Origin of the sequence: uncultured Tateyamaria sp. (assembly GCF_947497045.1) — a bacterium.
Taxonomy (GTDB): Bacteria; Pseudomonadota; Alphaproteobacteria; order Rhodobacterales; family Rhodobacteraceae; genus Tateyamaria.
This window is the reverse complement of sequence record NZ_CANMEU010000001.1, coordinates 24,911-37,761: the sequence shown is the minus strand read 5'-3', so window position 1 is coordinate 37,761 and position 12,851 is coordinate 24,911. Positions and strand designations below refer to the sequence as shown.

At 59.2% G+C, this 12,851-nt stretch carries 15 protein-coding genes; 4 read left to right on the top strand and 11 right to left on the bottom strand.

What is annotated here, in order from left to right:
• Position 1: 1 nt before the first annotated feature.
• From Q0859_RS00190 to Q0859_RS00180, 3 genes are all read left to right on the top strand, one after another.
• Positions 2-1,300, top strand: a complete 1,299-nt coding sequence (locus Q0859_RS00190) for an amino acid ABC transporter permease (RefSeq protein ID WP_299146808.1) — start codon at positions 2-4, stop codon at positions 1,298-1,300.
• Between the two features lie 15 nt (positions 1,301-1,315).
• Positions 1,316-2,083 (top strand): amino acid ABC transporter ATP-binding protein, encoded by a 768-nt coding sequence (locus tag Q0859_RS00185; protein WP_299146807.1) that lies wholly within the window; start codon positions 1,316-1,318, stop codon positions 2,081-2,083.
• A gap of 159 nt (positions 2,084-2,242) precedes the next feature.
• Positions 2,243-3,025 (top strand): FkbM family methyltransferase, encoded by a 783-nt coding sequence (locus Q0859_RS00180; protein ID WP_299146805.1) that lies wholly within the window; start codon positions 2,243-2,245, stop codon positions 3,023-3,025.
• Here Q0859_RS00180 and Q0859_RS00175 read toward each other — a convergent pair whose 3' ends face one another.
• From Q0859_RS00175 to ttcA, 8 genes are all read right to left on the bottom strand, one after another.
• On the bottom strand, positions 3,026-3,637 hold the full coding sequence (locus Q0859_RS00175; protein WP_299146804.1) for a ferredoxin: 612 nt from the start codon (positions 3,635-3,637) through the stop codon (positions 3,026-3,028). It lies immediately after the preceding gene.
• On the bottom strand, positions 3,637-4,431 hold the full coding sequence (locus Q0859_RS00170; protein ID WP_299146803.1) for a sterol desaturase family protein: 795 nt from the start codon (positions 4,429-4,431) through the stop codon (positions 3,637-3,639). The genes Q0859_RS00175 and Q0859_RS00170 overlap by 1 nt, the downstream gene beginning before the upstream one ends.
• Positions 4,432-4,490: 59 nt before the next feature.
• The gene (gene argB, locus Q0859_RS00165; RefSeq protein ID WP_299146802.1) at positions 4,491-5,354 is read right to left on the bottom strand and encodes an acetylglutamate kinase; all 864 of its coding nucleotides are present in this window, start codon (positions 5,352-5,354) and stop codon (positions 4,491-4,493) included.
• A gap of 76 nt (positions 5,355-5,430) precedes the next feature.
• Positions 5,431-6,084, bottom strand: a complete 654-nt coding sequence (yihA, locus tag Q0859_RS00160; protein ID WP_299146801.1) for a ribosome biogenesis GTP-binding protein YihA/YsxC — start codon at positions 6,082-6,084, stop codon at positions 5,431-5,433.
• On the bottom strand, positions 6,081-6,818 hold the full coding sequence (locus Q0859_RS00155; protein ID WP_299146800.1) for an MOSC N-terminal beta barrel domain-containing protein: 738 nt from the start codon (positions 6,816-6,818) through the stop codon (positions 6,081-6,083). The genes yihA and Q0859_RS00155 overlap by 4 nt, the downstream gene beginning before the upstream one ends.
• Complete coding sequence (yidC, locus tag Q0859_RS00150; protein WP_299146799.1) at positions 6,818-8,632, bottom strand: membrane protein insertase YidC; 1,815 nt, start codon at positions 8,630-8,632, stop codon at positions 6,818-6,820. The genes Q0859_RS00155 and yidC overlap by 1 nt, the downstream gene beginning before the upstream one ends.
• A gap of 164 nt (positions 8,633-8,796) precedes the next feature.
• On the bottom strand, positions 8,797-10,344 hold the full coding sequence (locus Q0859_RS00145) for an EAL domain-containing protein (protein WP_299146798.1): 1,548 nt from the start codon (positions 10,342-10,344) through the stop codon (positions 8,797-8,799).
• A 75-nt stretch (positions 10,345-10,419) separates the two neighbouring features.
• Positions 10,420-11,307, bottom strand: a complete 888-nt coding sequence (gene ttcA, locus Q0859_RS00140) for a tRNA 2-thiocytidine(32) synthetase TtcA (protein WP_299146797.1) — start codon at positions 11,305-11,307, stop codon at positions 10,420-10,422.
• A gap of 107 nt (positions 11,308-11,414) precedes the next feature.
• Between ttcA and Q0859_RS00135 the strand changes: the two genes are divergently transcribed.
• Entirely contained in the window at positions 11,415-11,936 is a 522-nt protein-coding gene (locus tag Q0859_RS00135; protein ID WP_299146796.1) for a DUF3833 domain-containing protein, read from the top strand.
• On the opposite strand, the gene yidD is transcribed toward Q0859_RS00135, so the two are convergent.
• From yidD to rpmH, 3 genes are read right to left on the bottom strand one after another with little or no spacing between them, the layout of a single operon-like run.
• Entirely contained in the window at positions 11,937-12,179 is a 243-nt protein-coding gene (gene yidD / locus Q0859_RS00130) for a membrane protein insertion efficiency factor YidD (protein ID WP_299146795.1), read from the bottom strand. It lies immediately after the preceding gene.
• Positions 12,176-12,571, bottom strand: coding sequence for a ribonuclease P protein component (gene rnpA, locus Q0859_RS00125; RefSeq protein ID WP_299146793.1), 396 nt, complete (start codon positions 12,569-12,571; stop codon positions 12,176-12,178). Before rnpA ends, yidD begins: the two co-directional genes overlap by 4 nt.
• 25 nt (positions 12,572-12,596) lie before the next feature.
• Entirely contained in the window at positions 12,597-12,731 is a 135-nt protein-coding gene (rpmH, locus tag Q0859_RS00120) for a 50S ribosomal protein L34 (RefSeq protein WP_005980833.1), read from the bottom strand.
• Positions 12,732-12,851 lie beyond the last annotated feature (120 nt).

Below are 12,851 nucleotides of genomic sequence, written 5' to 3'. Positions count from 1 at the left end.
GATGTCAGATACACATGCACACTCCGTCGCGTACGTCCGTGAAACCCAACTGTCCCAGCAACCGCCCCCTTCAACGGCGGCGGGGCCGGTCAAATGGGCGCGCGACAATCTGTTTTCCTCCATCCCCTACACCATCCTGACGCTGGCTGCGATCTACTGCATCTATGTGATCCTTGCAGGGGTCCTGCCCTGGGCGCTGAATGGTGTGTGGAATACAAACAACATCCGCGAATGCCGCGAGGTGTTGGAAGGCACAACGGGGGGCTGTTTCTCGGTCTTAAGCGAGCGCTGGAACCAGCTGATCTTTGGGATCGCCTATGACCGTAGCGAATACTGGCGACCGACGGTGGCCTTTATCCTGCTGTTTGTGGCCGCAGCACCGGTGCTGTTCAACAAGCTGCCCAAGCAGATGCTGGTCTTTACCGGGTTGTATCCATTCCTCGCCTTCTACCTGATTTGGGGCGGCACCATCTTTGCGCCCATCCTGGCGCTGGTTGGAATTATTGTCGGATATGTCGTCTATAGCCGCCTTGTGACCGGGTCCTTTGCTGCGGGCTTTTTTGGGGGTGTCGCAGCGGCGGCTGTCACCTGGTGGATCGGTGGGTTTGTCGTGAGCGCAATTGCGCCCCAAGAGACCTTTCTGTCCGCGGTGCCCAGCCGGGATATGGGGGGCTTCATGCTCAACATGATCCTCGGGGTGGTCTGTGTGTCGCTGTCGGTGCCCATCGGGATTGCGCTGGCGCTTGGGCGGCAATCTGACATGCCGATCATCAAGTGGATCTGCGTGATCTTCATTGAATTCGTGCGCGGGGTGCCGCTGATTACGCTGCTGTTCGTGGCAAATGTGGTGCTGGCCTATTTCCTGCCACCGGGCACGAACTTTGATCTGATCCTGCGGGTGATCATTATGATCACCATGTTCTCGGCGGCCTATATCGCCGAGGTGATCCGGGGGGGGCTGGCCGCCCTGCCACGCGGGCAATACGAGGCGGCAGACAGTCTGGGCCTTGATTATGCGCAGGCAATGCGGCTGATCATCCTGCCTCAGGCGCTCAAGATCTCGATCCCCGGTATCGTGAACGTGGCCGTGGGCCTGTTCAAGGACACCACCCTCGTGTCGGTCATTTCGATGTTCGACCTTGTGGGGATGATCCGTGGGCCAATCTTGTCCTCGACGGATTGGAACGGGGTCTATTGGGAGCTTTGGGCCTTTGCCATCCTTCTGTTCTTCGTCGTTTGCTACGGCATTTCTCAATATTCGCAGTGGCTGGAACGCCAGCTTGCGACCGATCACCGCTGATAAGGAGTGGCTGACATGACTGAACAAGCTGCAATGCAGGTTTCAAATCAGGTGGCTGTGTCCATCGAAAACATGAATAAATGGTACGGGTCATTCCACGTGCTGCGTGACATCGATCTGACCGTCTATCAGGGCGAGCGGATCGTGATTGCAGGGCCTTCGGGCTCGGGCAAGTCGACGCTGATCCGGTGCATCAACGCGCTGGAAGAACACCAGCAGGGCAAGATCACTGTGGACGGCACCCTGTTGTCCTCGGATCTCAAGAATATCGACAAGATCCGGTCGGAAGTGGGCATGTGCTTTCAGCACTTCAACCTGTTCCCGCACCTGACGATCCTTGAGAACTGCACGCTGGCCCCGATCTGGGTGCGCAAAACACCCAAGAAGGAAGCTGAGGAAATCGCGATGCATTTCCTTGAAAAGGTGAAGATCCCCGATCAGGCGGACAAGTATCCCGGCCAGTTGTCAGGTGGTCAGCAGCAGCGGGTCGCCATCGCGCGCTCGCTTTGCATGCGTCCGCGCATCATGTTGTTTGACGAGCCGACATCGGCCCTTGACCCCGAGATGATCAAAGAGGTGCTCGACACCATGGTCGAGCTTGCCGAAGAGGGCATGACCATGCTGTGCGTGACCCACGAGATGGGCTTTGCCCGTCAGGTCGCCAACCGCGTGATTTTCATGGACGAAGGGCAGATCGTCGAACAGAACGAACCCGAAGAGTTCTTTAACAATCCGCAAAGCCCACGGACACAACTGTTCCTCAGCCAGATCCTTGGACACTGATTGAGAGGCTTTGGCGGACGAGACGTCTGCCTTACGGGCACACGCCATCGGGCATCGCGTAGACGCGCGGTGCCCTTTTTTGTGATCGGCCAAGAAAGTCTGGTAAGGTCAGGTGTTATGGTCGACCGTTCTCGAAAATAATCTGAGCAGGAGCAATGCGTGGAACACCATCAGATCTCGGTCAAAGGCCGGACATTCAACGTGCACCAAGGGCGTTATGATCGCTTTTGGCGACGTGTTTTGCGCGGAAACTGGGAACCGGAGACATACCAGACTTTCGACCGGTACATTGATCAGGACACGCTTGTGGTCGATTTCGGGGCGTGGATCGGGTCCACTGCGTTTTACGGGGCGCAGTTGGCCAAGCTTTGCCTCGCGTTCGAGCCTGATCGCAGCGCGTTCAAGGAGTTGCAGGCCAATCTCAAGTTGAACAAAGCAGCCGATTGGGCGGACCGGATCAAGATATTTGATGAGGGCATCCATGCCTCGGGTGAACCCATTTCAATCAACTCCGCCGGGGAAGGGGGCGATTCCATGTCGAGCGCGCTGTTTGCCAATCGTCCCACACAATGGACCGTGAAGACCCGTCGTCTTGAGGATGTCGTTGCCGAATTTCGTGGTGATGCCAAAAAGGTGTTCGTGAAGATGGATATCGAGGGTGGTGAATATGAGTTGATCCCATCGCTCAAGCATTTGATGGCGCAAGCTGACTTTGTGTTTTCCATCGAATTTCACCATCGTATGTTCTTTCGCTCGCACAAGATGGGTGCGGATGAAAACCCGGACTGGCGCCAGACCTATGACACCAAAATGCAAGCGGTGATCGACGCCTTGCCATGGGATCGTGACATGATGACAGACAGCGGCATTGCGCTGGATGCGGACGGCGTGAAGGGTCTGATGTTGGGCAAGAACCCGGCTGATACGCTGATTATCAGCTGATCAGTCGCGGAATGCCTGCATGTGGAATGCACTTTGCGCGTCGGCCCGGTCGAATGTCTGACTGATCGGGCAGGCCCGCCGTACATGGCACCCAAATGTCATGCAGCCCTCCCCCGGTGGCGTATCAAGATACGCCTTACAGGACGGCACATCGTAGGGATGCGTATCACTGAGGGCGTTGACCGGGCAGGCGTCAATACAAGGGCGATCGGTGCATGTTTCACAGGGGGAGGGTTGCGCTGGAGAGGGTGTGAGCGTCGTGTCAAAGATCAGCGCCCCCCGGATCGAAATCATCAGACCTGCGGTATCATGCACCATCATTCCCGTCGGGCTTTGCCAGAACCGCCCCGTGTCGAGCGCCCACCTGATGAACGGCGCGTAAGGTGGTCCGTCGGATGGAAACTCGGCCTGCGCCTTTAAGCGCGCGGCCAGTGGTTTGATCACCCGCTTTGAATAGCGGTCAATTGGATCCGCTATGCCGTCATGGTATTCCGACGCAGCGGTGAACGCCGCCCAAAACGTCGCGTCTGCCCCGATCAGGACCCGGCCCTCGTCATGGCCCATGACAAACATGCCATGGGCGCGCACCTCGTCTGCAATGGTGCGCAGCATCATTTGCGTGCGAAGGGCAGGCCCATCGACCAACCAAACCGGGCGGGGCGGTCGTCTTGCCATTCAAGACCCACCTCCATCTCATCATGTCCGGCAGCGGGTTGCGCGATGTAGGTGCCAAACATCTGATCCCAGATCGACAGCGAGAACCCATAGTTACTGTCATGCTCATGGCGATGTACCGAATGATGGACCCGGTGCATATCCGGGGTCACAAGAACCCGGCGTATAATGGCGTCCACTGCCAGAGGCAGCCGGATGTTGGCGTGGTTGAACATGGCGGTGCCGTTCAGGATGATCTCGAACAGGATCACGGCGATAGCGGCGGGCCCCAGCAGGTAGACGAGGCCAATTTTGACCAGCATCGACAGCCCGATCTCGACCGGATGGAACCGAATGGCGGTCGTCACGTCCATATCGACATCCGCATGATGCACGCGGTGCAACCGCCACAGCAGCGGGACCTTGTGGGTGATCAAATGCTGCGCCCAGATTGCGAAATCGAGGATGAGGATCGCGGCAATCACCTCGACCCACAGGGACAGGTCGATGGCATTGAACAAGCCCCAACCTTGTATCTGCGCATCTGCCGCCGCTCCGACGGCAAGCAAAGGCAGGCCAAGGGCCATCAACCGCAGCAGCAGCGTGTTGGCGATGGTGATGCCCCAGTTGGTCACCCATCGTTTGCTGCGCTGTTGGGCCCGCACCCGGCGTGGGGCCAGTGTTTCAACAGCCGCAAAGAGCGAAAACAGGCCCAGAAAGATAACAAGACGTATGAGTGCTTCGTTTTCCATGGGCCATATCTACTGCACGCAGCCCACCCCGCAATGCGGCGCAGGGACACATTCGCGTGTCAGCGCGGGCGGATGATCGACCCGGCACCGTGATCGGTGAACAGTTCAAGCAGGCAGGCGTTGGGCGCGCGCCCATCAAGGATCACAACTGCACGCACGCCGCTTGCAATGGCGTCCAATGCGGTTTCGGTCTTGGGGATCATGCCGCCCGCAATGGTGCCATCCTCGGTCATGGTGCGGATCTGGTCGGCGGTGATTTCGGTCACAACCTCGCCGCTGGCATTCTTGACGCCGGACACATCGGTGAGCAGCAACAGGCGATCTGCCTTCAGCGCGCTTGCAATGGCCCCGGCCGCCGTGTCGCCGTTGATGTTGAATGTCTCGCCGTTCCGACCCGCCCCGAGAGGAGCAATCACCGGGATCATGGACGTCTCAAACAGGGTCCTGAGGATCGACGGGTCCATCTGCGAGGGTGTGCCGACCAGACCCAATTGCGGGTCTGTCTGATCGCAGATCATCAGGTTCGCGTCCTTGCCGGACAGCCCCACCGCACGCCCTCCGGCCCGGTTGATCGCCTGCACGATCCGCTTGTTCACACGGCCAGACAGGACCATCTCGACCACATCCATGGTCGCAGCATCCGTGATACGTTTACCATTCACAAACTCGGAGGTGATATCGAGACGCTCAAGCATCTCGTTGATCATTGGCCCACCGCCATGGACGATCACAGGGTTCACGCCCACCTGACGCATCAGCACAACGTCATTGGCAAAGCTCGCCATGCCCTCGTCGCTGCCCATCGCATGCCCGCCCAGTTTGATCACCACGGTCGCGCCGGCATAGCGCTGCATATAGGGCAGGGCTTGGGACAGGGTGCGGGCGGTGGCGATCCAGTCGCGGTTCATCTGTTGGGTCTTCATCTTGTGGGGGCCTTTGGCTTTGCGCGGTTATCGGGAATTGGTGGCCCGCACGCAAGCCATGTCATCATGCGCCGTGTTATTCGAGCGTTGCGATGATGGCCCGCAAGGTTGCAATGCCGTCGCCCTTTTCGCTTGAGGTCAGGACGATTTCGGGGAAGGCTGCCGGGTGTTTGGCAAGGGCGGCGCGGGTTTGGGCCAACACAGCGGCGCGGTCTGTGGCTTTGACCTTGTCCGCCTTGGTCAGCACGCATTGGAACGTTACGGCAGCACTGTCCAGCAGGCTCAGAATTTCCTCGTCCACCTTCTTCACCCCGTGGCGGGCATCGATCAGCACAAAGGCACGGCGCAGCGTTTGACGCCCCGACAGATATTGCTTGAGCAGTTTTTGCCATTTCGCAACCACCGGCAGAGGTGCGTTCGCAAAACCATAGCCAGGCAGGTCGACCAGATAGTGGCTGTCAGCGGCGGTGAAATAGTTGATCTCTTGCGTGCGGCCGGGCGTGTTTGAGGCGCGGGCCAACCCTTTGCGCCCGGTCAAGGCATTGATCAGGCTGGACTTGCCGACATTTGAACGGCCCGCGAAACAGACCTCCATCCGGTCAGCAGGCGGCAGGCCGGACATCGCGACAACACCTTTGACGAATTCGGTTTCGCCCGCAAACAACAGCCGCCCCCGTTCCTCGGTCTGCGGATCGGGGGGCGCGGCGATGGGGAAGGGCAGGGAGGTCATAGCGGCATCACCTTGTCGATTGGGCGCACCGTGCCACCCCGGATCACCTCGCAGCGGACCGAAAAATCCTGATGTCCAAAACTGTCGAGTGCCTTGAGCGTGTCGGCATCCCGCCGCCCGGTGTCCGGATTTGTGGTGGTTGCCACGCAGCGGTCGGTGCGTTCGCGCGGGCGCAGGATCGCCTCGCCCACCTGAATATCGCGGTCCATCCAGTCAAATTCGACCCAAGGGGCGTCGCTGTCAAACCAGAGGTTGCCGCGCCAGCGATGAATGGAAAGGTCTTGGCCCATGTGTTGTTCCACAGCCCGGTGCGAGGCAAGGTTACACAGGGTCACGGACGGGAAATCGCTGTCGGTATAGCCCCGCTTATCCAGCCGCATGACATGACTGGGCAGCGCGCGGTCCTGCGGGACAAGCGGCGCGCTCCACCCGATCAGGGCACCGGGTTCGGCGTCAGGGTCAAAGGTCAGATCTGGGCGATCAGGATGCGACAGGATCAATGTGCCCGTTGCTTCATCCAACTTTGCGGTGATGGCCATCAGCCCGGGCGCTTTTGACACCCGGCTGAAATTGGCGCATTGCGCCCAGACACCGGGCTGGGCCTTGGCCGCCTCATGGGCGACGGCCCAGACCCGATCCCATGGCATGGACTGACCGGCGACAAGTGCCACACTGTCAATCTGTTCGCGCCCGTGGCTTTTGATCGGATGACGCCACAGGGTCGTGACATGCATCACTTGCTGTCCGTCTGCGTGCGCTTCTTGAAGCTGGATTTGATGTTGCCCAAAAGGTCAGGTTTGTAGCCCTGACTGCGCATGATCAGGTATTGCTGCGTGAACGTGATGGTGTTGTTGGCAATCCAGTAAACCACCAGCCCGCTGGCAAAACTTCCAAGCATGAACATGAACACCCATGGCATCCACGCGAAAATCATCTGCTGTGTCGGATCGGTGGGGGCTGGGTTCAGCTTTTGCTGCAACCACATCGAGATGCCCAATAGCAGCGGCAGGATCCCAATAAAGATCAGCGCCATGATCGAATTCGGATCGGGTGCCTCGATGGGCAGGAGGCCAAACAGGTTCAGGATAGTCGTGGGATCGGGTGCGCTGAGGTCTTGGAAGGGGCCGAAGAACGGGGCGTGGCGCAGTTCGATGGTAACAAAAATCACCTTGTAGAGCGAAAAGAAGATCGGGATTTGCAGGAGGATCGGCAAACAGCCCGCAGCCGGATTCACCTTTTCCTTCTTGTACAGCTCCATCATGCCTTGCTGCATCTTTTGCTTGTCGTCGCCCGCAGCCTCTTTCAGCTTTTCCATCTGCGGCTGAAGTTCTTTCATCTTCGCCATGGACACATAGGATTTGTAGGCCAGCGGGAACAGGATCGCTTTGATGATCAGGGTGAGGCCGATGATCGACCAACCCATGTTGCCGATCAGCACGTTGATCTCGTGCAGCAGCCAGAAGATCGGTTTGGTCAGGAAAAAGAACCAGCCCCAGTCGATGCTGTCGATGAACCCTTCGACACCGTTGTCCTGATAGGCACGGATCGTTTCCCACTCCTTTGCACCAGCAAAAAGCTGGGTGGTCACGCTGACGGTTGCACCCGGCGCGATATCTTGCGCGGGCAGGCGGGTGACGGCGCGAAACACATCCGTGCGGGGCGCGTATGTCAGCGCCTGTTCAAAGCTGGCGACGCCTGCGGGGATCAGGATGGACTGCCAATAGTGGTCAGAAAATCCGATCCAGCCTTCGGCGACGTCGCGTGTCACGATGGCTGGTCGACCCCATGCCGGATCAACCTCGGCCTCGGGAATGTCGTCCCAGTCGGTTTCGGCCAATTCCCCATTGGCCATGGCGATCGCACCTTCATGCAGGATAAAGAAGTTTTTCAGGTCCGTGGGCGTGCCATGCCGCGTGATCATGCCGTAAGGTGCGGCGCGCACGGCCGTGTCGGCGGTGTTCGTGACACTTTGGGTGATATCGAACATGTAGTTCTCATCGACACTGATCACGCGTTTGAATGTTTGTCCGGTGGCGTTTGACCATTGCAAGGTCACCTCGTTCCCGACACTCAGCGTGTCGTTGCCTTCAACGCGCCACAGGGTGTTGGGGTCGGGTACACCGGCGGCATCAAGGCCTGTGCCCGGTGCCCAGCCATGCAGTGCATAATAGGCGGCATCTGACCCAACGGGCGACAACATGGTCACGATGTCGGCCTCTTCATCAAGGCTTTGGCGATAGTCTTTCAGGCGCAGATCATCGATGCGCCCGCCAAGCAGGGAAATCGAGCCGCTCAACCGCGCGGTTTCGATGGCGACCCGAGGTGCGTCAGCCGTTTCAGATGCAGTCGCTTCGGGTGCGGTGGCGTCCGATGTATCAGATTGGGGGGCGGGAACGGCCACATCGCCCGTGTCGGCTGTGGCATCGACCGTGGTTGCGGCATCCAGCGGTGTGTCGGGTTCTGGCGGAGGGAACAGCACAAACCAGACGAGGATCACGATGAAACTCAACGCCGTTGCAAGAATGAGGTTCTTGTTTTGATCGTCCATGGAAGACCGCCATCCGCTGTAAGAAAGATTGGTCGGGTTCAACAGAGTGCGGACACAAACGTCAAGCGGATTCGCCCTTATTCAGGGGATGATGGGGCCCATGTAACACCCAAGTGCCATCAACCCCACTTGCAGTTGACCGGTGACGCCAAAGGGGTGTCGGACTAATTCGTGCGCCGCAGTGGAATGGCTGGGGCGTCTTGCAACTTGGCCTCGTGTGTGCGGACCCAATCCAGCGTCTTTTCAAACGGCATCGGACGCGCGATTCCAAAGCCCTGCACATAGTCACAACCCAATTGCGCCAACAGCGCATGCTCGCCCACGGTTTCGACCCCTTCAGCCAAGGTTTCGACCCCAAGCCGCTCGGCCATTGTCAGGACTGCGCTGATCATGCGCTGCTGTTCCGGATCGCGGTCCGCTTTCATCACAAATGAGCGGTCGATCTTGATCCGTCCAACGCCAAACCGCCGGATAGATGCGATAGAGGCATGCCCGGTCCCAAAGTCATCCAGGTCCACCCGGCAGCCAAGGGCTGTCAACGCGTTGATGTTGCGGGTAATCGTGTCGTTTGACGTGTCCGTGACAACGGTTTCCAGGATTTCAACGGCCAACCGATCAGGTGTCAGGTCGAACCGGTCCAATTCCCACTGTACCTTGTCCACAAGCCGTGGATTTCCCAGTTCTGATCCACTGAAATTCACACCCACATGTGGTACGTGTAGTCCGGCGGAATCCCACGCCTTGATCGCGGTAAACGTGTGATAGATCATCACCTCTGCAAGCCGCTCCAACAGGCCGGCATCTTCGATTGCAGGCAAAAACTCGGCAGGGGAAATCGCGCCCCGGTCCGGGTGTATCCAGCGGGCCAGCGCCTCAAATCCCGTCACCTTGCCGGTATCGGTCGAGATTTGCGGCTGAAACCAAGGTTGAATATGACCACGCTCAAGTGCGGCAGCCACTTCGTCGCGTAAATCGGCGCGATGCTTCAGGCGCGAATGCAGTTCGACCGAATAGGCGCGAACGGATGCAGGCCCACGGCGCTGCGCTTCTTGCAGAGCGGCCAACCCGCCGTTGATCCAGTCCTGACCATCTGCCCCCGGTGCGCGGCTGAGCAGGCAGAAGCCGACGCAGGCAGATGTATAAATTGATGTTCCATCCAGCGAAATCGGCTCTTCGATGGCTTGCTGTAGACGTCCACTCATTTGAATGCAGCTTTCCAGATCAAGATGCTGAACCGGCCCCAGACACACGGCGAACCGGCAATCGCCAATGCGGCTGATGATATCTGAATCGCGTGACGCCCCTGCAATCCGGCTGCTGATCGTTTTCAGAATCCTGTCGAGCGCGCCGGGTTCAAACCGGGTCGTCAGCAGTGCGTATTCGTCCAGTTCGATAGCAAAGATGGCGCTGTTGCGGTCTGCGCCGCGTGCGTCCTGTCGCATGCTGTGAACCTTGGCCGCAAACGCGTCCGGGGACATCACACCTGACGACGTGACGCGTGCCAAGCGCCGTGCAACCACACCGTCAACACCGCCCAGCATCAACCAGATTGCAGGCAGCGCGCAGGCGATGACGACCAAGGCAGCTTCGCCCCCGAACCAGAACCCCGCCAGCGTCAGTGCGGGAACGAATGCAAGCATTTGCGGCCCCGACAGTGCCGCAGCCCATCGTTGGCGCAACTCGGAAAAAGAGGTCGGCAGCCGAAAACGCATTTTAGATCCCTTCACGCAGGCCTGCCATCCCACAGCAGGTCCCCTAGGGTCTAATCACGCTTGGTAAGCCCGGTCTTAACGTAGAACCGGAATATCCCCAGAACTTTCCTCAAATTGATCAGACTTTCGCATAAGCCCTTGGAAATCAAACAGCTTTGGGTCCAGAAGATGCGAAGGCCGCGTATTCATCAGCGCGCGAAACATCACCTGGCGGCGACCGGGGCTGTTAGCCTCCCACCCATCGAGGATCTGTTTCACCTGTTGGCGTTGCAGCCCGTCCTGGCTGCCGCACAGGTCACATGGGATAATCGGATAGTCCATGGCGCGCGCAAATCGGTCGCAATCGGCTTCCGCCACATGTGCCAGCGGGCGATAGACAAACAGATCCCCCTCTTCGTTCACCAGCTTTGGGGGCATGGTCGCCAGACGCCCGCCGTGAAACAGATTCATAAAGAACGTCTCGAGAATATCATCGCGGTGATGCCCAAGAACCACGGTCGAGCATCCTTCCTCGCGCGCCACCCGGTAAAGGTTACCGCGCCGCAGCCGCGAACACAGTGCGCAAAACGTGCGTCCCTCGGGCACTTTGTCGACAACGATGGAATAGGTGTCCTGATATTCGATCCGGTGGGGCACCTGCATCCGTTCAAGAAACGCAGGCAGGATGGTCGCAGGAAAACCGGGCTGGCCCTGATCGAGGTTGCAGGCCAGCAGATCGACGGGCAGCAACCCGCGCCACCGCAGTTCATAAAGCACGGCGAGCAAGGTATAACTGTCTTTGCCCCCTGACAGACAGACCAGCCATTTGGGGCGCGGCGCGTCGGGGTCCGTGGCTTCGATCATCCCGTATTGCTCAATCGCTTCGCGGGTCTGACGTACGATACGTTTGCGCAGCTTCTTGAACTCGGTCGTGTGCGGAGCCCCGGCGAAAAGCGGGTGAATGTCGTCGCTGTCATCAAGCATGGGGCGCGTCCTTGGGCGATAGGTTTCAGTCAGCCTATACCACGGCCCTGGTGAACCAAAAGGGGGCGCGGCGCGTATCCAGTGAAACGCAAGGGAACAGTGACACGATGCGCATATTGATGGTTTTGGCGCTGGCATATGTCGCCGCCTGCACGGGCAAGCCGACACTGGATGATCCTGCCTTGTCCGAGCGGAAACTGAACCTCGAGGAATTCTTTGACGGGCGTGTGGTCGCCTATGGGCAGTTTCAGGATGTGTTCGGGACAGTGCGCCGCCGGTTTGAGGTCGAGATCAATGGGACGTGGGACGGGCAGACCCTGACGCTGGTCGAGAATTTCGTCTATGAGGACGACAGCATTGAACAGCGCATCTGGACGCTCGATAAGACGGGCGAGGACACCTGGGAAGGGACCGCGCCGGGGGTGATCGGGACGGCGACGGGCGAAGAGCGGGGCGATACGTTCAATTGGCGCTACACTATCGATTTGCCTGTGCCTGAGGGCACGCTGCGGGTTACATTTGATGACTGGATGTGGATGCTCTCGGACACAAGGGTGCTGAACCGGGCCTATATGAAGCGGGCCGGGGTCGACATTGGCGACGTGATTATCACCTTCGAAAGGCAGTGATCAGGGATCGTCCCGTTCGGGGTGGTCGGGCACGGGGTCATACCCGTCTCCACCCCATGGATGACACCGCCCGATCCGCCGGACGGCCATCCATGACCCTTTGATCCCGCCATGCTTTTCCAGCGCGTCGAGCGCATAAGCACTGCATGTGGGTTGATAGCGGCAATTGAACCCGACCCATGGCGAAAATATCAGCCTGTAGGCGCGCACCGGCACGGAGGCGGCAAAAGCGAGCGGGGTCATGGCGCACGCTCAAGTGCGATGCGCAGATCGGCGAGCATGTCGTCAAAGGGGCGGGCGGCGGTGACCTCGGCGCGCCCGATCAGGACATAGTCGGTGCCGGGGGTGCCATGACGGGGCAGCACGAGGCGGGCAATTTCGCGCAAGCGCCGCTTGGCCCGGTTGCGGGCCACTGCATTGCCGACCTTTTTTGAGCAGGTGTAGCCGATGCCGATATGATCGCCTGCCTGCCGCGTGCGCACTTGCAGGATAAATCCCGGCATGGCCACACGGCGGGCGCGGGCGGCGCGCAGAAACTCCGAGCGGGCTTTGAGGGTGCACAAACGAAATGGCCCCGCCGATGGCGCATCTTCTCCGACGGGTGTGTCGGACAAAGAGACCTTCGGCGGGGTCATGTGATAAACATGCCTGAGGGCGCGTTTACGCGCTCAACGACTTCCGGCCACGGGCGCGGCGGGCGTTCAGGATTTTGCGGCCTGCTTTGGTCGCCATGCGCGCGCGGAAACCATGACGCCGTTTGCGCACGAGGTTTGAGGGTTGGTATGTGCGTTTCATCGCAATCACTCCGGGTCAGTTGGCCAAGCCACGCGGATTCGGGGCTGTGGCAGTATTCGAAGCCCGTCCTCTAAAGGGGGCGAGGGGGCAAGTCAAACCCCGGCGGGGCGAAAAATGGCG